The 26444-nt window shown below is 72.1% G+C and carries 11 protein-coding genes; 9 read left to right on the forward strand and 2 right to left on the reverse strand.

The genetic code is table 11. The features are described from left to right. Positions 1–7: 7 nt before the first annotated feature. Complete coding sequence (locus DA085_RS19430) at positions 8–346, reverse strand: type II toxin-antitoxin system PemK/MazF family toxin (protein WP_109474654.1); 339 nt, start codon at positions 344–346, stop codon at positions 8–10. 253 nt (positions 347–599) lie between these two features. On the opposite strand from DA085_RS19430, the gene DA085_RS19435 reads away from it, so the two are divergent. The 6 genes from DA085_RS19435 to DA085_RS19460 are packed head-to-tail and all read left to right on the forward strand — an operon-like array spanning position 600 to position 5838. After that, positions 600–1583 carry an aminopeptidase gene (locus tag DA085_RS19435; RefSeq protein ID WP_154402260.1) on the forward strand — a complete coding sequence of 328 codons (984 nt, stop codon included), beginning with the start codon at positions 600–602 and terminating at the stop codon, positions 1581–1583. Next, a complete protein-coding gene (locus DA085_RS19440; RefSeq protein ID WP_109474656.1) occupies positions 1583–2320 on the forward strand; it encodes an amino acid ABC transporter ATP-binding protein in 738 nt (245 codons plus the stop codon). The genes DA085_RS19435 and DA085_RS19440 overlap by 1 nt, the downstream gene beginning before the upstream one ends. 11 nt (positions 2321–2331) lie before the next feature. After that, on the forward strand, positions 2332–3213 hold the full coding sequence (locus DA085_RS19445) for a glutamate ABC transporter substrate-binding protein (RefSeq protein ID WP_337189795.1): 882 nt from the start codon (positions 2332–2334) through the stop codon (positions 3211–3213). A gap of 6 nt (positions 3214–3219) precedes the next feature. Further along, positions 3220–3867 (forward strand): amino acid ABC transporter permease, encoded by a 648-nt coding sequence (locus tag DA085_RS19450; RefSeq protein WP_109474657.1) that lies wholly within the window; start codon positions 3220–3222, stop codon positions 3865–3867. A gap of 3 nt (positions 3868–3870) precedes the next feature. Next, positions 3871–4707 carry an amino acid ABC transporter permease gene (locus tag DA085_RS19455; protein ID WP_109474658.1) on the forward strand — a complete coding sequence of 279 codons (837 nt, stop codon included), beginning with the start codon at positions 3871–3873 and terminating at the stop codon, positions 4705–4707. A gap of 39 nt (positions 4708–4746) precedes the next feature. Next, complete coding sequence (locus tag DA085_RS19460) at positions 4747–5838, forward strand: ArsR/SmtB family transcription factor (protein ID WP_109474659.1); 1092 nt, start codon at positions 4747–4749, stop codon at positions 5836–5838. A gap of 292 nt (positions 5839–6130) precedes the next feature. Here DA085_RS19460 and DA085_RS19470 read toward each other — a convergent pair whose 3' ends face one another. Next, the gene (locus DA085_RS19470) at positions 6131–12397 is read right to left on the reverse strand and encodes a PKD domain-containing protein (RefSeq protein ID WP_109474661.1); all 6267 of its coding nucleotides are present in this window, start codon (positions 12395–12397) and stop codon (positions 6131–6133) included. A 234-nt stretch (positions 12398–12631) separates the two neighbouring features. Between DA085_RS19470 and DA085_RS19475 the strand changes: the two genes are divergently transcribed. Genes DA085_RS19475 through DA085_RS19485 form a run of 3 tightly spaced genes read left to right on the forward strand, consistent with a single transcriptional unit; the run spans position 12632 to position 26234 of the window. Next, on the forward strand, positions 12632–19780 hold the full coding sequence (locus DA085_RS19475; protein ID WP_109474662.1) for a hypothetical protein: 7149 nt from the start codon (positions 12632–12634) through the stop codon (positions 19778–19780). Then, positions 19777–22986, forward strand: coding sequence for a hypothetical protein (locus DA085_RS19480; protein ID WP_154402262.1), 3210 nt, complete (start codon positions 19777–19779; stop codon positions 22984–22986). Before DA085_RS19475 ends, DA085_RS19480 begins: the two co-directional genes overlap by 4 nt. Further along, positions 22983–26234 (forward strand): hypothetical protein, encoded by a 3252-nt coding sequence (locus DA085_RS19485; RefSeq protein ID WP_109474664.1) that lies wholly within the window; start codon positions 22983–22985, stop codon positions 26232–26234. Before DA085_RS19480 ends, DA085_RS19485 begins: the two co-directional genes overlap by 4 nt. The last annotated feature ends 210 nt before the right edge of the window (positions 26235–26444 follow it).

A 26444-nucleotide genomic window follows, 5' to 3' on the forward strand; every position in this document is an offset into this window, starting at 1 on the left:
TGGTGAGTTACAGATCCATGAGTAGCGCCAGCGTCTCGCGGACCTCGCCGAGGATGGCCGGACCTACGTTTCCTGTGCGCTCGTGGATGCGTGCCGTGGCGACGGAGCGCACATGTTGGCACAGTGCCGACGACGGTGCCGCCAGTTGATTTCCCTCGTCCGGGTGGATGATCATCTCGGTGCTGCTCTGACGGGTCGTCCGCGTGAGGGGCACGACCTGAATGACATTCGGTTCGCTCCTCAGGGCCCGATGCGCTATCACCACGATGGCAGGTCGCCGAAGTCCCGCCTCACTGCCGGCAGGTATCCCGAGATCAAGCTCGACGACATCACCCGGCGTCAGCATCCAGCCACGCAGTCTCTTTGTGGCATGTCCGTGATCCGCAGCGGCCCCATCGAGGCTGACATGTGTCCGGAAACTACTCACTCTTCGCCGCTCGTCGGGGTAGTCCTCGGGCACATGTCCGCCCGGCTGTGATCGAAGTGGCGGGTGTGGCCGGTCCCTGGCCGGCGCCTCGGGGACGGTGAATTGACCGAAGGAGTCAATCGGGTCGACTTTTCCTTGCCAGCCGGCCGCCGGTCGATTCCACTGGTCCGCCATGGACACCTACCGTGCAGCAGCAATCACTCCGGGCCTTCGTCGCCTGGTCGAACACAATGGCCGAGTTCAGCCGGGCGAGAGGGTGCTGGTGATCGCCGACTACCCGATGGCCGACTACGCACCCCTGCTCGCTGGACAGGTCCGGTCGGTGGGCGCCCACCCAGTCGTCGTGCTCATCCCACCGTCACAGGGCGATGGCAACGAGCCGCCCCCGGCCGTCGCCGCCGCGATGAAGGAGACCGATGTCATCTTCTCGCCCGTGTCCCGGTCGATCACGCACACCAGCGCCATGCGCGCGGCCCTGGATGCTGGCGCGCGGTCAATCCTCATGACGCACCACAATGACGATGTTCTGACCGCCCGCTCCCTCCTGGTCACCGACTTTGCCGAGCAGGAGGAGAAGTGCCGTCGCATCGGCCGGGCGCTGGAGGGAGACCACCAGATCCGGGTCACCTCGCCCGGCGGCACCGACCTCACCTTCACGGCCGTCGGCCGCCGCAAGCCCAACGTGCTCACGGGTCGGCCGAACCCCGGCGAGCTGGCTCCAGTCCCCACCATCGAGGTCAACGTCGTGCCGTTGGAGGGCACGGCCCAGGGCGTGATCGTGGCCGACTGCAGCATCCCCTACCTGGGCATCGGCCTCCTGGAGGAGCCGGTGGTCTGCCCGGTCGAGGACGGCTTCATCACGGAGGTCAAGGGCGGGCGTCAGGCCGACGTCCTGCGGGCGGACTGGGAGGCCCGCAACGACCGCAACTGCTACAACGTCGCCGAGCTCGGCATCGGTCTGAACCCCGAGGCGATCCCTACGGGAGTGATGCTCGAGGACGAGGGGATCCTGGGGACCGTGCACTTCGGGATCGGCACGAGCCTCACCCTGGGCGGCGACCTCCTGGCACCCACCCACTACGACCTGCTCGTCTGGGCCCCGACCGTCGAGATCGACGGGAAGCCGCTGCTCCGCGACAAGGAGCTGCTGCTCTGATGCCCACCCTCGTCGAGCTGCGCCAGGTCAACAAGTACTTCGGGGAGCACCACGTCCTCAAGGACGTCTCGCTGACGGTCGACACGGGCCAGGTCATCGTGGTCGTCGGTCCCTCCGGATCGGGCAAGTCGACCCTCTGCCGCACCATCAACAGGCTGGAGGCGATCGACTCCGGCGAGATCCTCGTCGAGGGGACTCCGCTGCCGACCGAGGGCGCCGCCCTGGCGAGACTGCGGTCCAACGTCGGCATGGTGTTCCAGTCCTTCAACCTCTTTCCCCAGTACACCGCCCGCGAGAACGTCGCGCTCGCGCCGGTGAAGGTGAAGGGAGTGAAACCGTCCGTCGCGCGGGAGCGTGCGACCGACCTGCTGAACCGCGTCGGCCTCGCCGAGCACGCCGACAAGCTGCCGGCGCGTCTGTCGGGCGGGCAGCAGCAGCGGGTGGCGATCGCCCGGGCACTGGCCATGGAACCCAAGGTCATGCTGTTCGACGAGCCCACCTCGGCGCTCGATCCGGAAATGATCAACGAGGTCCTGGACGTCATGAAGGACCTCGTCGCCCAGGGAATGACCATGGTGGTCGTCACCCACGAGATGGGGTTCGCGCGCTCGGCCGCCGACCGGGTTGTTTTCATGGATGACGGCCGCATCGCCGAAGCCTGCGACCCGGAGGACTTCTTCACGGCACCACGCACCGAACGAGCACGGGACTTCCTGTCCAGGATTCTCCCGCACTGAGAGGAATCGCAATGATGAGTAGAACCCAACATGTCCTGGTCGGAGCCTCGGCCGCGCTGCTGCTCGCGGCGTGTGGCGGCAGCGCCAACGGTGAGCAGACCGAGGTCGCCGAGGACGTGAGCTTCGAGGAGGGCACGACCATGGCTCGCCTCGCAGAACAGGGCTCGGTCACCGTCGGCGTCGCCTTCGACAAGCCGTACTTCGGGCTCCGTGGCCTGGACGGCGAGATGGAGGGCTTCGACGTCGAGATGGCCAAGGCCATCGCCGGCGAGCTCGGCATCGAGCCGGCCGACATCGAGTGGGTCGAGACCGTCTCGGCAAACCGGGAGCCGTTCATCGAGCAGGGCAAGGTCGACTACGTGATCGCGACGTACACGATCAACGAGGAGCGCAAGAAGGTCGTCAGCTTCGCCGGGCCGTACTTCGTGGCAGGCCAGGCGATCATCGTGCCGAAGGGCAACCCGCAGGGGATCGAGTCGATCGAGGACGTGAACGGCGAACGCCTCTGCGGGGTCACCGGCTCAACGGGCTATGAGCACATCCGCAGCGACTACCCGAACGCGGCCAAGGGTCTGACCGGGTTCGACACCTACTCCAAGTGCGGTGACGCCCTGGCCAACGGTCAGGTCGACGTCGTGACCGCGGACAACACCACCCTCGCCGGCATCATGTCCGACCACGAGGGTGAGTTCGAGCTGGTCGGCGAGCCCTTCAGCCAGGAGCCCTACGGTGTCGCGTTCGCCAAGGACGACGTCGAGTTCCAGTCCTTCGTCAACGAGGTCCTCCAGGAGATGATGGACGACGGTCGGTGGACCGAGATCTACGAGTCAACCGCGGGAGAGATCCTGGGCGAGGACATCGAGCCGCCCCAGATCACCGAGACGACCGAGTGACAGTCGATGGATGCAGTTATTGACAACATCGACGTCATCCTCCGTGGGTTTGGCGCCACCCTGCTCGTCACGCTCCTGGCACTGGTGCTGGCGGTCGTCCTCGGGACCGCGACGGCCTGCTTCCGGGTGTCACCGCTGAAGCCGCTGAGCGCGGTCGGCACCGCCTACGTCGGGATGGTGCGGAACACCCCCTTGACCGTGATCTTCTTCATGGTGGTCTTCGGCACGCCGGAGGTGGGCCTGAACGCGTCGTTCACGGCGTTTGCCGTCGTGGCCCTCGGCGTCTACACGGGGCCTTTCATCGGGGAGGTCCTGCGGTCCGGGATCCAGGGGCTCCACACGGGGCAGGGTGAGGCAGCCCGATCTCTTGGTATGTCGTTCGGCCAGTCCCTGAGGTACGTGATCCTGCCGCAGGCGGCCCGGGATGTCGTGGCTCCTCTGGGCAACGTCTGCATCGCGACCCTGAAGAACAGTTCGGTGGCGATGGCGTTCGGTGTCTTCGAGGCCACGGCCGCCGGTTACACCCTGGCCAACGCCAATGCCACGGCAGTCATCCAGATCCTGGCCGCGGTGGCGGTCGGCTACCTGTGCCTGACCTCGCTGGCCGCGGTCGCCATCGAGACCGTCGAGCACCGCGTGCGGATCGTGAGGTGAGTCGTGAGCACCCTGCTGTATGACGAGCCGGGACCGGTGACGCGTGCACGTCTCCGCAGCTGGAGCGTCGTCGCGTTGCTGGTCATCGGGCTCGCTGTCGGGCTCGTGTGCTGGCGGCTCTGGGGCCAGGGCCAGTTCGAGGAGGACCTGTGGGCCCCGTTCCTGGACGAGCCGGCCCTGCGGACCGGCCTTGTGGGTGGGCTCGTCGGGACGCTCCAGGCGGCAGCGATGGCGATGGCCCTTGCGCTGGTCGTCGGGTTCGCGGTCGCCGTTGCCCGGCTCTCACCCTCCAGGGTGGTGCAGGCGGCCGGGGCCACGTTCGTGTGGTTCTTCCGCGGGCCACCGTTGCTCATCCTCATCCTGTTCTTCTTCCTCGCCTTCCCGATGGCGTTCGACATCGACATCACACCGTTCTGGGCACTGGTGCTGGGGCTGATGCTCTACAACGGCGCGGTCCTGGCGGAGGTGATCCGGGCGGGCGTGCTCGCGCTCCCGCGGGGCCAGGAGGAGGCGGCCGTGGCCCTCGGGATGCGCCGCGGGACGACGCTGCGCTACGTGCTGCTGCCCCAGGCGGTCCGGAACATGCTGCCCGCCGTCATCAGCCAGATGGTCATCCTCGTCAAGGACACATCGCTGGGCTTCGTGGTGTCCTACGGCGAGCTGCTCCGCTACGGGAACACCGCGATCCAGGTCCTCGACAACCCCATTCAGATGTACCTTGTCGTCGCACTGATCTTCATCGCGATCAACATGTCCCTGTCCCGCGTGGCTCACGCCCTCGAGAAGAACCCGGTCGCGTCCGGGCTGCGCAGGAGGCGGACCGTTGCTGAGAGCCGCTGACCGTGTGCCGAGGCGGCGTGCGCAGCAAGGGGGAGCGGCATGGCGGTCGTGATCCAGGGGCTCAGCGACGACGTCCGGCTGACCTTCGTGGCCTCGCCCCTTGCGGAGCTCGGGTGCGCCCTGCAGATCCTCGCCCGGGCCGAACGCGACTCGGCCGACGCGGTGTGGGCCGTCGATGCGATCTCGTCGGCCGAGGAGGAGGACCTCGCGGCGCTGCGCCGCTACACGCCGCTCTTCGCCGGGATCCGCCTGGGCCTGTTCCTGACCCAGGCCGCGGGCCGGATGGCGACGCTGACGGAGGAGATCCGTGGCCTGGCCAGCGTGCCCGCGACCGACGTCCTGGCCTCCGTCGTGATCGCCCTGGCTGGTGGCAGCAGACCACGCAGCGTCGTCTGCGCCAGCGATGTGGTGCGCCCTGAGCACCTGCTCGAGGTGCGACAGACCGTCGCCGCACGTGACGACGGGGGACTGGCACTGCTCGACCAGTGCCGAGCCGACCCGGTGGAGTGGCTGAAGGACTTCAGCTCGTTCCTGTCCCGGTGCGAGCGGTGGTTCTTCCGCCCGCTCTGGGAGGACGTGATGCCGCTGCTGTCGGCCGAGGTCCAGGCCAGGCGCCGGGTCGCGCGCAACCACGGCGACACCGGGGCGCTCCTCAGCGCGATCGACGGCGCCCACGAGACCGGGGTCTCGGGCGTGGTCCGCATCGACAAGCTCTACGAGTCCACGATCAACATCAGCCGGACCGGCATGGTGATCTGTGTCCCGTCGGCTCTCGGTGGCCGGCACCTGGCCGTCAAGGACGAGCTCTCGCCACCGGTCCTGCACTACCCCCTGCCCGTTCCGCACAACCGACCGGTGCCCAGCGCACGCCTGGTCACCGACCGGCTGCTGGCGCTGGGGAACCTGACCCGTCTCGCACTGTGCCGCGACCTGCTCCGGCAGCCTCGGACGACGCGAGAGCTCTCGGAACGCTGGGACATGGACCCGGCCCAGGTCTCCCGGCACCTCAAGGTGCTCCGGGACGTCGGCCTGGTCAGCATCGAGCGGCGTGGTCGGCTCGTCTTCTACCGCCTCAGCGGCCACGAGGTGACGACTCTCGGGCAGGACGTCATGGACTCGCTCCTGCGGTAGGCCGGCGACGCTGAGGAGGTCTCCTACATCGTGCTCGAGCTTTCCTTGACCGACCCGACCACACCGGGTGCCGCGTCGGAGTTGGTCACCTCCGGCGACCTCCAGCGGATCGAGCCGGTCTCGGTCGTCATCTGTCCCGTCGGGGAGGTCGAGTGCACGGCCGAATCGGGCCTCCCAGCGTCACTTTCCCCTGAGAATCGGGGGGTCGTTGCGCGGGGAGGGAGGACCGGCGCGACGCGGGCTCAGCCGGTCACGGTGATGGTGGCGGTGCTGTCGGCATAGCCGGGCGCCCTCAGCCGGTCACGGTGATGATGGCGGTGCTGTCGGCATAGCCGGGCGCCGAGACCGTCAGTGTCGTGGTGCCAGGAGCCAGGCCCCGGACGGTGAAGGCCTGCCAGTTGGTGTTGCTGACGTCCTCCAGCGTGATCGTCCGGAGTCCGGGACCCTCGGCGCTGGTCGCGAGCAGTGCCGTGGACTCCGAGGCGACCGTGAGAGTGATGTCCGTCGGGGCCGGGGGAGCCACGGTGAACCGCACGTGGGCGGTGCCCTGCTGCCCCGTGCCGACGCTGACGTTGCCCGCACTCAGGGCGGGCGGCGTCACGGTGGCCGTGAGGCTGGTGCGGCCGTTGCCGGGTTGGGTGAACCCGTCCGGCTGGATGATCGCCACGGTGGTCGTGCCGGCTGTCGCGGGGTCGAAGGCGGTGCTGACCCGGTAGCCGCTGTTGCCCGCGAGCGTCAGCGTCGCCTCCGTCAGGGAGCCGACGGCGTCGTGACTGTTCGTCAGCTGCACGGTGGCGCTGGTGCCGGGGCGCAGCTCCTGTTGTGACCACAGGGTGCCGGTGGCGCTGAGGACGTAGGCGTCGATGTGGATCGCGGTGTCGCCCGAGAAGGTGCTGGTCGTGAAGTCGCCGGTGGACAGGTGGAACCCGGAGGCGCGGACGGTGAGGGTCGCCGTTGTGGTGGCGTAACCGTCCGCCGACACGGTGAGCGTGGTGGTGCCCTCGGTCAGGCCCTGGACGGTGAAGCCCTGCCAGTTGGCGCTGGTCACGCCGGCGAGGGTGATCGACCTCGACCCGACAGTTGCCGGACTGGTGGAGATGACGGCGGTGGACCCGTCGGCGACTGTGAGGGTGATGTCCGTCGGTGTCGGGGGCACCACCGTCAGGCGGGTGTTCGCGCCGACCTGCAGGTCCTTGCCGACCGTCACGTCGCTCATCGCGATCGCCGGCGCGGTGACCGTCGCCGTGAGAGCGGTGCGGCCGTTGCCGGGTTGGGTGAACCCGTCCGGCTGGATGATCGCCACGGTGGTCGTGCCGGCTGTCGCGGGGTCGAAGGCGGTGCTGACCCGGTAGCCGCTGTTGCCCGGGAGCGTCAGCGTCGCCTCCGTGAGAGAGCCGACCGCGTCATCGGTGTTCGTGAGCTGCACGGTGGCGCTGGTGCCGGGGCGCAGCTCCTGTTGTGACCACAGGGTGCCGGTGGCGCTGAGGACGTAGGCGTCGATGTGGATCGCGGTGTCGCCCGAGAAGGTGGTGGTGCTGAAGTCGCCGGTGGACAGGTGGAACCCGGAGGCGCGGACGGTGAGGGTCGCCGTTGTGGTGGCGTAACCGTCCGCCGACACGGTGAGCGTGGTGGTGCCCTCCGTCAGGCCCTGGACGGCGAAGCCCTGCCAGTTGGCACTGGTCACGCCGGCGAGGGTGATCGTCTTCGACCCGACCGTCGCGGCGTCGGTGGAGAGCAGCGCCGTCGACTCGTCGGTGACCGTCAGGGTGAGGTCGGTGGGTGTGGGTGGGACGACTGTCAGTCGGGTGTTGGCCGCGGCCTGCAGGTCCTTGCCGACCGTCACGTCGCTCATGGCGATCGCGGGTGCGGTGACCGTCGCCGTGAGAGCGGTGCGGCCGTTGCTGGGTTGGGTGAACCCGTCCGGCTGGGTGATCGCCACAGTGGTTGTGCCGGCCGTGGCGGGGTCGAAGGCGGTGCTGACCCGGTAGCCGCTGTCGCCCGCGAGCGTCAACGTCGTCTCGGTGAGCGTGCCGACGGCGTCGTTGCTGTTGGTCACGATAAGGGTCGCGCTGGCCCCGGGCCGCAGCTCCTGCTGTGACCAGAGGGCACCGCTGGTGCTGAGGGCGTAGGCGTCGACATGCACCGCGGTGTTGCCCGAGAAGGTGCTGGTCGTGAAGTCGCCGGTGGTCAGGTGGAACCCGGAGCCGGTCACGGTGATCGTGCTGGTCGCGTCCGCATAGCCGTCTGCACTCACGGTGAGCGTCGTGGTGCCCTCGGCCAGGCCCTGGACCGCGAAACCCTGCCAGTTGGCGCTGGTCACGCCGGCGAGGGTGATCGACTTCGACCCGACCGTCGCGGCGCTGGTCGAGAGCAGCGCCGTCGACTCGTCGGCGACGGTGAGGGTGATGTCTGTCGGTGCCGTGGGGGCCACCATCAGGCGGGTGTTCGCGACGACCTGCAGGTCCTCGCCCACCTGCGCCACGCTCGTGGCGATCTGCGGTGGCGCAGTGACCCGGACGGCCCGGGTGAGCTGGGCCGCGCCTGGAGCGCTGACTGTGAGCTGAGAGTCACCCTGACCAACTCCCTGTATGCCGAAGCTCGCCGTGGTCTGTCCGGCCGGGACGGTGACCGTGGCCGGGACCGTGAAGACGTCAGTGTCCAGGCTCGCCAGGGTGACCTCCAGGCCACCGGTCGGGGCCGGGCCGGAGAGGCCCACGGTCATCGTCTGGCTGCGACCCTCATTGAGCGTGATCGTGCCCGACGGGCTGAGCGTCAGGACCAGCTCGACGGTCGCGGTCCGCGAGTGCGGCGCGTAGCCCGCGGCGCGGGCCGTGATGACGGCGCTCCCCACGGCCTGCCCGGTGACCTGCGGGTTGGCGGTCGGTAGGACCGCACCCTCGGGGATGACCACGGAGGACTCCACGGTGACGATGCTGGTGTCGCTGCTCTCCAGCAGGATCGTCGTGCCGCCCACCGGCGCGGGCTCGCTCAGGCTGATCGGCAGGCCACTGGTCTGGCCGGGGGAGAGGACCGGCACGTTGCCCACGCTGACGGTGCTGTTGGTGCTGCCCGTCTCGGCGGTGGCGTCGGTGTAGCCGAGGGCCGACGCGGTGAGCACCACGCTGCCCTCGGCCTGGCCGGTAACCTCGACCTGGCCGGTCGTCTCGCCCTCGGCGAACTGGACGGTGGCAGGGTCGACGGTGACCAGAGTCGGGTCACTGCTGGAGACGTTGACGGTCAGTCCACCGGCCGGGGCCGGGGCAGCCAGGGCGATGGTCGCCGGGATGGTGCGGCCGACGCCGACCAGCGGCTCGACCTGCAGGCTCATTGACCGTGCTGCGACCGTGACGGTGGCGGACCCTGTCGTGTAGCCGTCGCCGCTGGCGGTCACGACCGCCGTGCCTGCGGCGCTGCCGCTGGCGACTGGGACGTCGACGACCGTCGCACCGGCGGCCACGGTGACCGAGGCCAGCGGTGTGAGCACCTGCGGGGCGTCACTGGTGAGACTCAGAAGCTGACCGCCCACCGGTGCCGGGCGCTCGAGCGTGACGCGCAGGTCGCCGGAGGAGTAGGTCTGCAGGTCAGGCCCCGTGACCGTGATCGCAGGCAGCGTGACGGAGATCGTCACGGAGTCCTCGGCCGAGGTGTCGGTGCCGTCGCTGACGGTGAGCGAGGCAGTGTAGCTGCCTGCCACGTCGGGGGTGAAGCTCGGTGCGACAGCCGTGGCGTCGTCGAGAGTCGCCATCGACCCGCTGGGGGTGGTGAGCACCCAGGCGAAGGTGAGGTCGTCACCGTCCGCGTCGCTGGACAACGAGCCGTCCAGGGTGACCGTGTCACCTGCCAGGGCGCTCTGGTCCTGACCGGCGTCAGCGACGGGGACCTGGTTGGCGGGGTGCTGAGCCGTGATGGTGACGGTGTCCCCGGTGGAGGTCCACCGGCCGTCGGTGACCTGAAGGGCCACGGTGTACTGCCCGGCCACGTCTGCGGTGAAGGTGGGCTGGCTGGCGAGGGGGTCGCTCAGGGCGGCGGACGAACCAGTGGGTGTGGTCAGGGTCCAGGCGTAGGTGAGTGAGTCGCCGTCTGCGTCCGTCGAGCCGGTGCCGTCGAGGGTGACGAGGTCGCCGGTGGTGACGGTCTGGTCCGCTCCGGCGTCGGCTGCGGGGCGGTGGGTCACGGTGATGGTCACGGTGTCGGCGGGAGAGTCCTGGGTGCCGTCGTTGACGACGAGCTCGGCCGTGTAGGTGCCGGCGACGTCGGCGGTGAAGGTGGGCTCGGCTGCGGTGAAGTCGTCCAGTTCGGCTGCCGAACCGGGCGGGCCCGTCAGGTTCCAGTCGTAGGTGAGGGGGTCACTGTCGGCGTCGGAGGAGTTCGTGCCGTCGAGTGTGACGGTGTCGTCCACGGCGGCGACTGTGTCGTCGCCGGCGTCGGCGACGGGCGTTTCGTTCGGGATCTCGTTGACCGTGATGGTGACGGTGTCCGGTGCGGAGGTCCACTGGCCGTCGGTGACCTGGAGAGTGACGGTGTACTGCCCGGCCACGTCTGCGGTGAAGGTGGGTTGCGCGGCGAGGGGGTCGCTGAGCTGCACGGTGGACCTGGCAGGCGCGGAGGTCAGGCTCCAGGAGTAGGTCAGGGGGTCGTTGTCGCCGTCGGAGGAGCCGGTGCCGTCGAGGGTGACCAGGTCGCCGGTGGTGACGGTCTGGTCCGCGCCGGCGTCCGCGACTGGGCGGTGAGTCACGGCGATGGTCACGGTGTCGGCGGGAGAGTCCTGGGTGCCGTCGTTGACGACGAGCTCGGCCGTGTAGGTGCCGGCCAGGTCGACGGTGATTGTCGGCGCCGCTGCTGCAGGGTTGTCCAGCGTGGCGGTGGAGCCCGACGGAGTGGTGAGAGTCCACGAATAGGTGACCGTCTGGCCCTCGGGGTCGATGGAGCGGGTGCCGTTGAGGGTGACCACGTCACCAACCACGGCTGTTTGGTCCTCACCCGCGTCGGCAGTCGGCGCCTCGTTGGCGGCGTGCTGAGCCGTGATGGTGACGGTGTCCTCGGTGGAGGTCCACCGGCCGTCGGTGACCTGAAGGGCCACGGTGTACTGCCCGGCCACGTCTGCGGTGAAGGTGGGTTGCGCGGCGAGGGGGTCGCTGAGCTGTGCGGTGGACCCGGCGGGCGTGGAGGTCAGGCTCCAGGAGTAGGTCAGGGGGTCGTTGTCGCCGTCGGAGGAGCCGGTGCCGTCGAGGGTGACGAGGTCGTCGGTGGTGACGGTCTGGTCCTCGCCTGCGTCCGCGGTGGGGCGGTGGCTGACGGTGATGCTCACCGTGTCGGCGGGGGAGTCCTGGGTGCCGTCGTTGACGGTGAGTTCGGCGGTGTAGTCGCCGGCCACGTCCGGCGTGAAGGTGGGTCCGGCGGTGTCGGAGGCCTCCAGAGCGGAGGTGGAGCCGGTGGGGGAAGTGAGGGTCCAGGCATACGAGAGTTGGTCGCCGTCGGCGTCGGATGAGCCGGTGCCGTCGAGGGTCACTGTTTCGCCGACGACTGCTTCCTGGTCGGAGCCCGCGTCGGCGACCGGCGTTTCGTTTGGGATCTCGTTGACGGTGATGGTCACCGTGTCTGACAGGGAGTTCTCAGTGCCGTCGTTGACGACGAGCTCGGCGGTGTAGCTGCCGGCCACGTCCGGCGTGAAGGTGGGCCCGGCGGTGTCGGAGCCCTCCAGGACGGAGGTGGAGCCGGTGGGGGAGGTGAGCGTCCACGCATACGACAGCTGGTCGCCATCCGCATCGGATGAGCCGGTGCCGTCCAGGGTGACCAGGTCACCAACCACGACTGTCTGGTCCGCGCCGGCGTCCGCGACCGGCACCTGGTTGGTCGTGCCGCAGGGGTCGGGGACCGGGCGGTCGAAGCGCTCGCCGTAGCCCGGGCCGTCGCCGCTGTTGTTGTTCCGCGCGCTGACCCAGATCGTCGTGATGCCCGGCGTGTCCGACAGGCTCCACGACGTCCCACCACGGGCAACGTGTCGGGTGTGCGCGTCGCCCTGGGCGACGACGATCCTCGACATCCGGACCGGGGAGGTGACGGCGACGCCGTCGCACGACCAGTCGACGCTGATGCCACTGGTCACGGTGAGGGCGACGGAGTCCGCCTCGGAGTCCTCGATGCCGTCGCTGACGACCAAGGTCGCGGTGTAGGTGCCGACCAGGGCGAGGGCGAACGACGGTGTCGCAGAGGAGTTTCCGTCGAGCGACTGGGTGAAGTCGCCAGGTGTGGGCCCCTCCAGCGTCCAGCGGTAGGTCAGGTCGTCACCGTCGCCGTCACTCGAGCCGGCGCCGCTGAGGGTGAGGGTGTCGCCGACCACGGCAGTCTGGTCTGCCCCCGCGTCCGCGACCGGTGCCACGTTGTCGGGCGTCGCGCTCGCCGGTGACGTGGTCAGCATCGCCGCGACGAGCGCCACGGCGAGCAGTGACGCCCACAGCCGGCTGGCGCGGTCGGCGAGAGCGCTCCTCCGGTGCTGTCGGGTGGCAGGCTTCGGTGCGATCTGGCGCAGGCGCATGGCGACGTTCTCCTCGGTCAGCAAGTTCTCAGGTGACGGTCAAGAGACAGTCAGTCATCCCCCATCGGTAAGGAACCTAGAGGGGACGGCGCGGGGCCGGCATCGTCTAGAAGGATGAGATCGCCGACCGAAAGGATGAGCGGACCTACATCCACAGACTGACGACGTATGCCGTGGGCGGTGGGAGCGTAGACAGTGGCACCGGTGCGGCAGTACCGTTGCTCGTCCTGCTTTTCCATGGCGTCGTGAGGGACCCCGATGGCTAAGCGTGGTGTCAGCCTGTTGGACCTGTTCGCTCCCGGCGGCGCACAGGGCCTCCTGCCTGCGGACGTGGCGAGCAGGCTCGAGAACCTCGCCGTCATCGACCTCCACAGCACCACCAGCGGGGGCACCTTCGTGCACGAGGGCGTGGTGCAACCGCTGTCCGACCTGGGGCTGCCGGCGCTGCGGAACTGGCCCGTGGAGGTGCCCGGCCTCAACACCGGTCTGCCCTTCCGCCTGGTCCGCATCCGCAGGGCGTCTGCGCCGACCGACACCCTCGAGCCGGCGGCGGACGCCGCGTTCCTCGACCTGATCGTCGACCGGATCGCGATCACGATCCCCGGTCTGCGGCCGGCGACGCTCGTCCCGGCCACCAGCAGCTCGCCCGCGCACCTGCTCCCGGACGGCAGCCGGGACGGAGTCAAGCTCGTCGGGTCGGGCGTCATGCGGATCGACCTGACCGGGGCGGCCGAGGTGGTCCGGTTCGTCGACTTCCCCGACCCGTTCGACCCCGAGGCGCCGAACGGGCCCGTCGGTCGCCTGACGTTCGACCCGATCAGCTTCACGTTCGGGGACTCCGACATCGGCATGGTCGTCGACCGGGTCGTCTACGACGCCTCCGAGCAGATCACGCCCCCGGAGATCATCGCGCGGGGACAGACCCCGGGCTGGCAGGGGATGGCGATCGCCGAGGCCACGGTGATGCTGCCGCTGAAGGGCACCGCGGTCGAACAGATCAACGCCTCCGTGAAGGACGTGATCCTCGGCAGCCCGGCTGGCATGCAGGGCACGGTCTCGGTCGAGCTCGGCCGCACGCCCATCGCGGGTGCAGCCGTGCTGTTCACGCAGGACGTCGAGGGCACCGAGCACCCGCGCAGCCCTGAGGGCAGCGGCCGGGAGCTCACCGTGCCGTTCGTCGCGGACACCGGCGCGACCGCCAGGATGCGGGCACGCCTGTCCGACGCCGTGCAGGGACAGCCGACCCAGCCCCGCATCTCGTGGACGCTGCCGGACAGCACCCGGGTCGAGGAGCCCGACACCGGCTGGTTCGCCACGAGCGTCGGCGAGACCATGAACGGCGTCTACTCCGAGCTGGTCGACGGGGAGCGACACCACGACCTGCCGATCTCCTACACGTTCACGCAGGACGACGACGGCGTCGACCACGCCGCGATGGTCGACGCGGTGCTGCCGGGGGCGCCGGGCATCGCGAACGTCGTCTCTCTGTCGGGCACCCGGGACGCGATCGCCCAGGTCGAGCTGCAGTCCCGGCTCGCGGTCCCGGACGCCGCGCACATCCGGTGGCAGCTCGGCACCGGCGCCGGCGCGCAGACCGGCACGGGTCACGACTTCACGGTCTTCCCGGAGGAGGTCGGCACCGCCTACCTCGTGGTCACCGACGGCGAGCTGACCCGCCGGGTGCGCATCGACACCCTCGCTGTCGGTGGGCTGCTCGTCGGCGCCGAGGACGGGGTCCACGACGCCACCGGGGCACTCGTCACGGTGCGGGGTGTCGACACCACCCACGCACTCGCCCCGTTCCACCGCTCCGGCGAGCTCCGCAGCCACCGGGAGGACGCCACCGCCTCGGGCACCACCGTGACCGTGCCGGACGGGGGTCTGGCGGCGGTCACGGTCGAGGTGGGCCACGGCGTCGACCCGACGGCGCCGCCGCCCTCGGTCGAGGAGGCCGCCGTGCGGCACCTGTCGGTGCGGTTCGGCTTCAACGCCGCGGACCCCGAGGGGTGGGGCCGGTTCGCCCCGAACAACGCCTCGGGGCACGTCAGCGTCGAGATCCGGGACTGGGCGAGCTACTTCCCCGGCGCGCGGTTCCTGGTGGTGGGGCACTGCTGCGACATCGGGACCAACGACCAGAACAACAGGCTGGCTGGGGAGCGCATCGCCTCGATCACCCAGCACCTGCCCGCCGGGCAGGTCGACGCGCGTGGCGAGCAGGAGGCCGCGACCGGATCAGTGGCGCTGACGCAGGGCAGCGTCCCGCTCTCGGAGATGAGCGCGACCGAGCGCGCCGCCGGCCGGACGATCCTGCTCGACCACAACACCACCGCCCGGCAGGCCTGGGGCAGTCTCACCACCCACCCCGTCCGGGAGTCCTACCGGCGGGTCGACATCTACGCCGTCGACGGGACCTACACCCCGCCCGCGGGTGCACCCGGGCAGGGACAACAGGCCTCGACCGAGCCGCAGACCACCGACCCCTCCCTGCGCCGGTCCTACGTGCCCGGTGCCGACGCGGCCGAGATCGAGGCCCCGGGCGACCCGAGCTCGCGGCTCGGCTACCTGGTGCGCCTCAGCGTCTCCTGGGACTCACCCACCGTGACCAGCTGGGCCGACGCGGTCCCCACGCTGGCCGAGTTCACCCTCGCCTGGTCCAGCGACCACGTGACGATGACCGACGAGAACGACAACGAGACCGACGTGCCGGTCTCCTCGCCCTCGACACCTGGGACACCGTCGACCGAGGTCTGGACGATCACCGGCCGCTGGGCCTACGACAACCGGTCGGGTCAGACGCTGTTCTCGCTGTCGGTCGCCTCCGAGGGCGACCCCGAGGGCATCGCCCGGTTCGACTCCTCCTTCCTGGCGGTCGCACTGGCCCTCGCGCCGGCCCTGCTCGGTGGCATCGGCGGCGGCGGGGCGGCGGACGGTGTCGTGCAGATGTCTGCGCTGGCCATCGCGAGCGCGGTGATGACCGCGATCACCACGGAGGGCTGGATCGTCCTGCACGCGATCTCCGCCGAGTACCGCGCCCCGTCGATCGACTCGGCGCGCGGCATGAGGCTGAGGGTCACGATCGACTACACCGCTGCCGTCGGCATCGACATCTCGGCCGACGGCATCGGCTCGATCACGACCGCGGACGGCCACCCGCTCAAGGTCCGCTACACGAAGGTGGGGCTGGAGTACGACGACGCCGCGACCGAGTGGTACGACAAGGTCGGGTTCGTCTTCGAGGACGTCTCGTTCGAGGTCTCCGACCCGGGACGCTGGCAGATCGAGGGCCCGCTGGGCGACCTGCTGGCCATCACCGGCACCCGCGCCGGCTCGGGCTCCTCGTGGTTCGAGTGCGACCTGGAGTTCGCGCTGGACCTCGGCGTCGTGAGTATCGAGGGCGCGACGATCCGGGTGATCTTCGACGGTGGCGGCGTCTCGGCCGAGCTGCGCGGCCTCGCCCTCGCCGTGGAGATCCCGGGCGTGCTCCGGGGCAGCGGCCAGGTCGTCATCGGCGACGGCGGGGCGTTCGGCGCGTCGCTGGAGCTCGAGCTCGTGTCGGTCGGCGCCAAGGGCATCGGCGCGCTGGAGTTCGACCCGGCCAACGACTACCTCTCGATCCAGCTGGGTCTCCTGCTGCCGGTCGGCATCCCGCTCGGCGCGACCGGGCTCGGCATCTTCGGTTTCCTCGGGATGTTCGTCTCCAACGGGGCCCGACAGCTGCCCGCCGGCTTCGAGAACGACCCCGTCGGGCGCGAGATCGCGTGGTACCGCAACGCCCCGCTGCTCGACAAGTTCGGCCCCGAGCGCGGCCAGTGGGCGATCGGGCTGGGCATGGTGATCGGCACGATGCCGGACCAGGCGTTCACGTTCAACGCGGTCGGGATGCTGGTGGTCGCCTTCCCCGACCCCGAGGTGATCCTGGCGATCGACGCCAAGCTCGCCACGCGCCCCGACCTGGAGCCGAAGGCGCAGGGCAGCGCGCCCGGCTCCGGGCTGGAGATCCTCGGGCTGGTCGTCATCGACGACACCGCCGTGCTGGTGGGCATCCGCGGACGCTACGAGATCCCCAAGGTCCTCACCCTCAACGTCCCCATCGACGGCTACTTCCCCTACCCGAGCACCCCGAAGGACGCCTTCGTCCGGGTGGGCTCGGACGGGGTGGTCGCCGAGGGACGCGGCGGCGACCCGGTGCAGATCATCCTGCTGCCGGAGACCCTGGACATCGAGGCCTACGCCTTCCTCATGATCGAGGAGAAGAAGCTGCACAGGCTCGGGGGCGACCCGCGCTTCAGCTTCGACGGCTTCTCGATCGGCTTCGGCGCCGGCATCGAGATCGGCTGGTCGGCCGGCCCGTTCACCCTCGCGGCGGGCGCCCGGATCCTCGTGGGGCTGGGGACCAACCCGTTCCTGCTCAAGGGCATGTTCCAGGTCTGGGGCACGCTGTCGCTGGTGATCGTCGAGGTCGACATCGACGGCGAGCTGATCTGCACGGTGTGGGACGAGGGTGGGCTGAAGGTCAACCTCCAGGGCAGGTTCTGCGGCAGGGTCTCGTTCTTCTTCTTCTCGGTGTCGGGGTGTGTCGGGATCGAGATCGGCGACTCGCTGACGCCGGCCGCGCCGCCCCCGCCGCCCCCGATCGGCAAGGTGTCGCTGACCGACCGGCGCGGCCAGACGACGGCCGAAGCCATCACCGGCGCGCCGGGCCCGGGCCAGACGGTGTGGCCGGACACGGTGCCGGTCATCGAGCTGATGCACCACATGTCCGTCGACCTCTCCGGCTCGGCGTTCGCCCCCGGCGCCCCGCCGCCCGGTCCTGTCTGGTCCGGCACCTCGGAGATGAAGTACGCCTACCGGCTCGTCGGGGTCGAGATCGTGCCCGACGGTGGCACGGCGTTGGGCGGTCCGCTCGCCTCGGGCTGGTGGCTGCCCACCCACCGCCCGGGGGTGCTCGCCGACGGTGACGTCTCGGTCTCGGCCGAGGAGGCGATGTTCCTGGCACTCATGTCGTGGGACCCGGCACCGTGGACCTACTGGCTGACCGACGGCGGTGAGGGCACCGACGGCAACCCCTCGCAGACGCCCGGCCGGTTGTGCGAGGAGCCGCCCCGGCCGACACGGATGTGCCTGCTGGGGCGCGACGCCCAGCGCACCGGCACCGACGCCGTGCTGTTGCCACCCGAGACGTTGGGGTCGCCACCGTTCCCGTCGCGGTTCACCGGCCACGCGCGCGAGCGGATCGCCGGCCGGGTGCTGGAGCTGGCGGCGCCGTGGCTCGTGCAGCAGGGGCTCTCGCTGACCCCCGGGCACTTCGCCGACGACGTCTGGTGGCTCGCCGCCGCCACCCGGTTCGGGTTCACCGAGCGCACCACCGAGCTGCGGGTCACGCTCGCCCCGGAGGTCGTCGAGCCCGAGCTGCGGCTGATCGTCTGCGACGACCGCCGGAAGCGCCCGCAGCAACCGGTCCCGGGCACGTGCGCCATCGTCGGCGACTACCACCGGGCCGACACCGTCCTGGGCACCTCGAGCTCCATCGACGGCGTGAAGATCCAGTCCCACGGGGAGCCGTTCACCACCCACGGGGAGCCGGTCACGGTGCTCCTGCCCGAGGCAGGCATGGTCGCCTACCTCCCCGCGATCACCGACCGGGTCGAGGTGCGGTTCCGGATGTGGGACAACGGCGAGGCGAAGCTCGTCGCCCTCGACAGCTCCGGCGGGTTCGTCGCCGACGGGTGGGTCGTCCCCGACGGCGGCTGGGAACAGACCGTGGTGCTCACCGGCTCCGGCATCGCCTCGGTGGAGATGCGCGGGGCGACGTGGCTGGGGGTCGAGCGGGTCTGCTGGGGCACCGAGGGACCGGAGCCCGTGGGCTCCTCGGGGCTGCCGCGGGTGACCGGCTCCCTGGTCGGTGGCGGCGAGTGGGAGTGGGAGCCCGAGGTCGAGCAGACCTACCGAACCGGCACGGGCACCTGCGCGGTGGTCGTGTACCGGCCACGGGAGACGGGCACCTGGCGCGGTGTGCGCGTGCACGAGTGGGCAGGCGGGCGGACCCGGCCCGCGCGGGTCGGCTGGCAGCGGCTGTGCGGGACCAGCGCGTCGGCGCAGGCGCTGGCCGACGCCAACGCCGCCTACGCCCTGGGCCTGGCCGAGCTCATCAACGGGCTCGGTGGCGGCGGAGGGAGCGGCCCCCAGCCGCCGCACCGCAGCCTGCTCGCCGCAGGCACGGGCTACTCCGTGCGGATCCGCTGGCAGTGGCAGGGCTGGGTGAAGTCCGAGAGCAAGCCGGCGCCGGACGCGGTCCCGGGCAGCGGCGACTGGCAGGACGGGCCGGACGTCGTGCGGAGGTTCCGGACCGCGTCGCAGGCCACCCTCACCGGCCAGCCGCCGACCGAGCTCACCGACGAGACGACCTTCGACCCGCGGTCGATCCTGCGCTACCTGCTGGCGTTCGAACCGGACACCGGGCAGGCGCCGCACCTGCTCGACGACACGCTCCTGGTCCACCTGGCGGTCGACCACCTCGACCAGCTGGCCGCGCTGTACGGGCGGGCCGTGTCGCTGCGCCTGCGCCGCACCGACCCACCCCCCGGCTCACTGGCCGGGCAGCCGCACGCACCCGACGAGGCGCTCATCGTGACCTGGACGGCGCTGCACGACCACTACCGTCCCCTGGGCCAGAAGCTGTTCCTCGAGGCGATCCGCGAGGCACCGTGTCTGACCGAGCCCCCGCTGGGCGGCACCACCGGCGAGGTCACCGCGGACCTGGTGCCCGGTGCGTGGTACGACCTGATGCTCATGGCGACCCCGGCCGCCCAGCCCGCCTCGGAGGAGCTGGTCGTGCGGCGCGCCCACTTCCAGGCGTCCGCCTACCGCGACGCGACCGAGCTGCTCGCGGCGCTCGGGCTGACGGCGACCGAGAGCCCGCTGGTGGCACCCGACGCCGTCGTGAGCGGCCCGGTGCCACCGGGGCCGCTGGTCGTCGGGGACCGGGAGCTCGACGAGGCGATGGTCGCGCTCGGGCTGGACCCGTGGCCGCTGCCGGTGGCCGGGCGCACCAGTGTGCTGTGGTGGCGGCAGGGCGCGTCCTGGCTGCTGGCCGGGGTGCTGCTCGAGCTCCCGGAGCCGATCGTGCGGACCGGGCGGCGCGCCCTGGACGTCACCGCCGCCAGCCACGGTGGGGTGCCGCTGCTGCAGCGGCGCCGCAACAGCAACGGCACCCGGGTGCTGCTGGCACCCACGGCACCCGTGGCCGTCAGCCCCTCCGGGACGGACGACTTCCAGGCCGGGCCCCTCGTGGTGCAGCTCACGCGCACCGTCACCGACCGGACCGGCTCCACGTCCTCGACCGTCGTCACCGGCAGCCGCTCCGCGCTGACCGCGCCCCGGGCCGTTTACCAGGAGGTGGGAGCATGAGCCTGAGCCCTTCGTGGGCGATGAGCGGCCAGGCGATCGACGGCCGCGACGACACCCACCTCGCCCCGGGCAACCACCTGCGGATCCTCACCAACCCGCTGCTGGGCCTGCCGGTGTGCCCGATCGTCGTGCAGCGGGTCGTGACCACACGCAAGCAGCTGTGGCGCCAGACCCGGACCGACGCGGTGTGGGTCGACTCCCACGGCTCCGTCCTCACCCCGCCGTTCACGCTGACCGCCGGCAACCCGGTGACCGCCTACCTGCCGCGCCCGGCGTGCTGGGTGCACGTCGAGGCGACCCCGACGCGCATCGAGTGGCGGCCGCCCGTGGTCGGCCCGGTCCGCCCCGTTCCCGGTCCGGTGGTCCGGAGGCCGCGCGGGCCGGAGCCGGTGCTGCCACCGACGCGGCCACCGGTCGTGCGGCCGGCCCTGCCCCCCGTCGAGCGGCCGGGCGTCTCGATCCCGGTCCTGCCCAGGCTGAGGCGGCTGACGCAGATCGTGGTGCAGGGCATGGTGACGACCCCGCTCGGTGACGCACCGGTGGCGGTGCGGTCGCGCGCGCCCTACCAGGTCTACGCCTCCCAGCTGGAGCGCGTGGTCATCAGCGGCGCGGGCACGGTCGAGGGGATCCGCTGGCTGGACCCGGCCCGGGCACCGGCCGGCGAGCCGTGGCGCACGCTGCCGCTGCCCTGTGGTCCGGGGGCGCGCTACGCCGGGCCGGGCGACGGCTGGGACCGTGGGCTCGCGCGGGCGCACGACGCCGCCCCGACCCGGTTCGGCATGCACGAGCAGCCGCTCGCGCCCGGGCCGGCCGCGTGCGACCCGGTCGGCGCAGGTGACGAGCTCGTCCGGGTCGAGCACCTCGGTCACGCCCTGAAGGACGAGCTGGACCGGCTGGTGAACGACACGTCGGCGAGCCAGCAGGAGCTCTCGGAGGTCGCCTCCGTCACCGGGCTCGGCGACGGGTCCGGCACCTCCGACCGGAGCCTGCTGACCACGCTGCTGCAGGCCACGCTCGACCCCGGGGCCGCCCGCTGGCTGCCGTTCGCCGACATCGACCCCGACCTCGAGGAGCGGGACCGGGAGATGGTGGTGCTGTACCTGGTCAGCGCCGCCTTCTCCCCGGACCTGGAGGCGATCGCCAAGCTCGGACTGACCTCCTCGCTGCCCTCCGCCGAGGACCCGGCGGAAGTCATCGCGCGGCTCGCCAAGATCGCCGACGAGAGCTGGGACGGCGGCGACCGGGTCGGGCGGGGCATGCAGCTGGACATGGTGCTCGTGGCGCCGGCCGGGGTGCCGCTCGACGTCCCCCGGGCGCCGTCGGTGGCGGTGTCGTGGGACGGCTCGTGGCAGTCGGTCCCGCCGCCTGCCGCGTCCCGCCGGCTCACCGCTGACCTGGACCGACTGGTCCCTGGTGCGGCGCTGGCCTCGGCGGTCGCACAGCCCGACGGCACCGACCCGGACAGCCGTCACCTCAAGGACTCGGTCGGCCGGCTGGTGCTGCTCGGCCCCTCCCAGCCGGCGACGGCGACCACGGCGACCCAGGGCAGGCTGACCGACCGCGGGGTCACCGAGGAGGACGGTGCCTGGCAGATCGCCCAGGCGGACTGGTTCGGCCGCTGGTCGGGGTGGACCCGCACGCCGTATGCCGCGGGGTCGCGGCCGCGGCCGCCGCGGCCGGTGGTGATGCTCGCCACCACCGGGCCCACGGTGCCCGTGCCGGTGCCGACCGGGCCGCTGGCGGGCACGGTGCGCATCGAGGTGCCGGTGCCGCCGGCGTCCGGGCTGCCACCGGGCGCGAGCCTGCTCGACCAGCTGGAGCTGACCGTGTCGGTCAGCAGTGGGGGCAGCACCGTGTCGCTCCACCCGGTCGCCGCGGACGCGGTGGTGGTGCCGGTCGCCGGACCGCTGCTCATGCCGACGACCTCCGGCACGGCGACCGTGACCGCACGGTGGCTCGACACCGCCGGAGTCGCCTCGGAGGTCAGCGAGCCGCGCACCGCCACCCTGCACGACCCGCGCGCACCGGCCCCGGTGGTGCTGCCGGCCACACTGACCTACACCGCACGTCCGGACGCGACGGGGTGGGCGCAGACCACGCTGTCGTGGCCCGCGCAGCCGGGACAGGCCTCGTTCCGGGTGTTCCTGGCCGACGAGTCGACGCTGCGGTCCAAGCTGGAGGAGGTCGCCGCGGGCACGCTCGCCCCCGGGGACGCGGGCCAGGCGCCCTCGGTGGCGCAGGCCCAGGCCCTGCTGGACGACCTGGACGCCGCGCCCGGCGCACCCGAGCGTGGTGCCGCGTGGGAGACCCACCGGACGATCCTGCCCCGGCGCTGGTTCCTGCAGCTCACGGCCGACCCGGTGCCCGCCAGCCCGACCACGACCTTCCGGCACCAGGTCTCCGGGTCACTGACGGTGCTGGTCCTCTACCGCGTCGTCGCAGTGAGCACGGCGAGCGTGGAGTCGGACTTCCGGACCGCGCCGATCCTGCCGCGGGCCGTGCCCAACGTGCTCGCGCCGCCGACCCCGGCGATCCGGGTGGCACCGACGACGACGGACACGGGCGACCTGCAGGCCAGTCTCACCGTGACCGTGCCGGCCGGCCCCACCCCGGCAGCCAGGTGGCGGCTGCGGCGCGCGACCGCGACGACCGAGGCGGCGCTCATGCAGGTGGTGGCGCAGGGGACCGTCCCGCCGGCACCGCCCGGGGCGACCGGCGACCAGGTGTTCGAGGTCATCGACACCGGGGCGGCGCCCGGCCTAGCCCGGACCTCCCTGTCCGGCTGGGTGCGCTACGCGTGGCGCGTGGAGGTCGCCGGACCCGACCTGCCCGGCGGCGGCCCGCCGGGGGAGTGGTCGGCACCGTCAGCCCCCGCCTCGGCGCTCGTCATGCCTCCCGACCCCCCGGCCGCCGTGACCGGGCTGACGGCGGCCCGCGACGCCGCCGGGGTCCACGTGCAGTTCCTGCACGCCGGCCCGCTGAGTCCCGGGGCCAGCACCGGCTACGTGCTCGACGTCTACCGACGGCGCCCGGGTGAGGCGATGCGGCTGGCGACGTCGGTGCCCGGTCTGGCGGCCGGACCGGGCGGCGTGTTCGACGTCGTCGACCCCGATCCGGCGGTCCCGGCCGGCACGGCCTACCGGGTCGTGATGACCGACCCGATCGGCCGGCGGACCGCCCCGAGTGAGGAGGTGGTGGCACCGTGACCGCCCTCGTCCCGGCACCCGAGGACCTCGGGCTCGAGAGCCCCGCGCTCGGCCCCTGGTTCTCCACCGACGTGACGCTGCCCGTGCCGTCGCCCGACGACCTGGGCGTGACCGTCGCGCTCCTGGCCGGCACCGACTGGTTGCCGCCCGCGACCGGTCTGCTCTCCTTCGCCGTCGCCGGGCAGCCGGGACTGGCCGGGCTCCGCGGGCCCGCGGGGACACCGCCCTTCCGGACCGGCCGGTTCGTGGCGACCCTCCGGCTGCTCCCGGAGGTGGAGGCCCGGTTGGGAGCCCTGCTCGCCGACGTGCCCGCCGCGGACGGCGGTGCCGCAGGGGTCACCCGCGCACGGGTGCGCACGTTCGCGCTGGAGCTGCCCGAGGACCCGGGCTCAGTCACCGCGCTCGAGACCAGGGTGGTGCCGCCGATCCCGGACGTGACGACGATGGACGAGGCGGCCAAGCGCGCCTACCTCGGCCTGACCGGGACCCCGATCGCCGACCTCAAACGGCCCGGCACGGTGCTGGCCGGCACCGATGCCCTCCTGACTTTCACCGCCCCCTCCACCACCGTCCGTCTGTTCGCGTTCGACACCCGCGGGCGCGCGATCGACCCGGGCGCCGTCGCGTCCTGGTGGGCGCGGCTGGCGACGTCGTTCACGAACCTGTGGGCGCCGGGGGCGGCGCAACGCACCGCCACCGTCGACGCCCAGCGCACGGTGGTCCTCTGCGGACCGGACGAGGCGCCCGCGGGCGAGGGGGTGCTGGCGCGGCTCGCGGTGAACGGCCTGACCGGAACCGGCGCGGTGCGGGTCGCCGGCGGCGCGACGGCCACGGTGGCGCTGACCGGCGGCAGCCCCCAGGACGCGGCCCAGCCCCGGGTGGCGGTCCTGCCGGCGGGGACCTACGGCGACACCGTGTCGCTGTGGAGCGGCGGCACCCCGGTCGGCGGCGTCACACGGGACTGCGTGCGGGTGGGGCTGGTGGACGTCGAGGCGCACGTGACCGGGCAGCGTCGCGTGGCCCCCTCGGGAGCCGCGGAGCCGGCGACCCGCCGCGCGGCGGACCAGGCACGGGCATCGACCGCCACGCTGGTCGCGCGCGCGACCGTGGCTGCCGCCGACACCGTGCTCCTGCCGAGCGCCGACGAGGCGATGACCGGTCTGGTGAGCGCGCTGTCGGCCGGGCCGGCCACGCTGCTGGCGCCGGTGCTCGACCGGGCCGCGGGCGCGGTGCCGGTCCCGACCCTGCCGGCGGTGGCTCCACCGTCGGGTCTCGGCGCCGTGACGACCAGCGCGCTGACCGGCGGCGGGGCCGCTGACAGCGGCGTGGTGCTCGCGCAGCGCATCCTGGTGACGGTGCCGGTCGGCCCCGAGCTGGCGGGGGCGTGGGTGCGGGTGTGGCCGCAGTACTTCGACCCCGACAGGGGCCGGCACCTCCGGGGAGCGGGCGGTGGCGGCCGGGTGGACGCCGCGGGCAGGGCACGGGTGGTGGTGCGGCTCGCGGACGGCGCGGTCACGCCGGCGAACCGGATGGGCCTGGACGTGATGGTGGTGACCGCGGTCGCGGCGACCCGGTACCCGGAGGTGCGGCTCGAACGGCCCGCACCGGTGGGCGGCGCGATGGTGGCCCTGGGCTCGGCGGCGGCGCCCGTGCTGGTGTGCGAGACCGGGACCGAGGTGGCGGGCGCGGTGACGCCGGGCTCGCTCCCGTCGGGTTCGACGCTGGTGGCGCTGACCACCACACCCACCCTCGTGGACCCGGCGACCGTCCCGGCGGCGGCGTGGGCGGCGCCGGCGGTGGGACCCGCGCTGGGGGCTGGGGACACGGTGCTGCTGACCGAGCCCGCGTGGCGCGGGTGGCGGGGCGGAGAGACGGCGGCCGTGCTGGCCGGCACGGGCGCGAGCGCATCGGCGCTGACACGGACGCTGCTGGTGCGCGCACCGACCGTCGCCGCGCCGCTGCCCACGCAGTCCCGCGACGAGGTGGCCGGGATCGCGCTGGACGCGGGGGTGGCGGAGGCGACCGTCGCCGCCGTCCGACCGCTCGGTGCCCACCACGAGGTCGGCACACACCAGGCCGGGCACCCGGGTGCCCCGGCGGACGACGAGCGGCACGGCGCAGGCGCACGTCTGCGCGGTCCGGCCGTCGTCGCGGTCGCGGAGATCGCCCGCGAGCGGACGCGGCCGGGGACGCCCGAGCTGGCCGTGGCCGCGGCGACGCCGCTGACACAGCCGGCGGCGCCGTCGGCAGCCGGCTCCTGGGCGGCGGTGCTGCGGACGGTCGCGGCCCGGGTCGAGGGCGAGTCGGGGCTCGTGGAGGCACTGGACGCCCTCGGGGCGGGCGACTTCCCGTGGGAGCAGCCACTGGCGGACCTGCGGTCCTGGCTGGCGGGGCTCGGGGTGCCCGTGCCTGCGGCGGTGGACGAGGCAGCGACGAGCATGCAGCGGGCCCTGAACCGCAGGCTGCTCGGCGCCCGCTGGGGCTACCGGGAGACGGCGACCGCGCTCGCAGCGCGGTTCGCGGCCGCGCAGGACCTTGTCTACCTCGAGACACCCGCGCTGGACGCGCTGCCGCTGGGGTCCGGCGACGACGCGCTCGACGTCCTCGGGGCGCTGGCCACGAGGCTGGGGGAGAACCCGGCGCTGCGCGTGCTGGTCTGTGTGCCGCTGACCCTGGTGCCGGGGACCCCGACCAAGCTGGGGCGCATCCGTGACGCCGGTGTCCTGGCCGGGCTGCGGAGGCTCGGGGCTGCCGGCGGCGAGCGGGTCGCCGCCTTCACGCCGGTGACCGGGCCGGGCCGCTCCCTGCACCTGGACGCGACGTCGGTGGTGGTCGACGACGCCTGGGCGCTCACCGGTGGCACGCACCTGTGGCGGCGCGGGTTGTCCTTCGACACCTCGCTCGCCGTCGCGACGTTCGACGAGCGGCTCGACGGTGGTCGGCCCGCGGAGGTGGTGGCGTTCCGCCGGACGTTGGTCGCCGGACGCCTGGGGCTCGCGCCCACCCTGCTGCCGGAGGACCCCGCGGAGCTGGTGCGCGCGGTGCGGACGCTGAGCAACCGGGGCGGTGGGTTGCGGCTGGCGCCGGAGGTGATCACGCCCCCGGACCAGGAGCCCTCCGAGCTCGACACCCGGGTGTGGAACCCCGACGGCAGCCACGTGAGCGGGTTCAACTTCATGGACTTCCTCGCCGGCCTGGCCGTCGGGGTGCAGGCGGAGATCCGCGAGGAGGTTCCGGGGGAGGCGTAGTCCGGCCGGCCCCGATCCTGCCCTTCTGAGCGCACTTCGCGGCGTTCATCTCACGAATGCCTAAAGTTTCTTTCCCTTACTGACCAGTAACAGGTCTAGCACTGCTATCTTCCTCGCAACGACGGGCTCTCGGTCGTGACCTGCGGACGCAGGTCAGACCGGGTGCCTTGTTGCTTTCTTGGGGTTCCTTGCGTGTCGAGATTGGGGTAG

This window comes from Ornithinimicrobium cavernae (genome assembly GCF_003121625.1).
Taxonomy (GTDB): Bacteria; Actinomycetota; Actinomycetes; order Actinomycetales; family Dermatophilaceae; genus Ornithinicoccus; species Ornithinicoccus cavernae.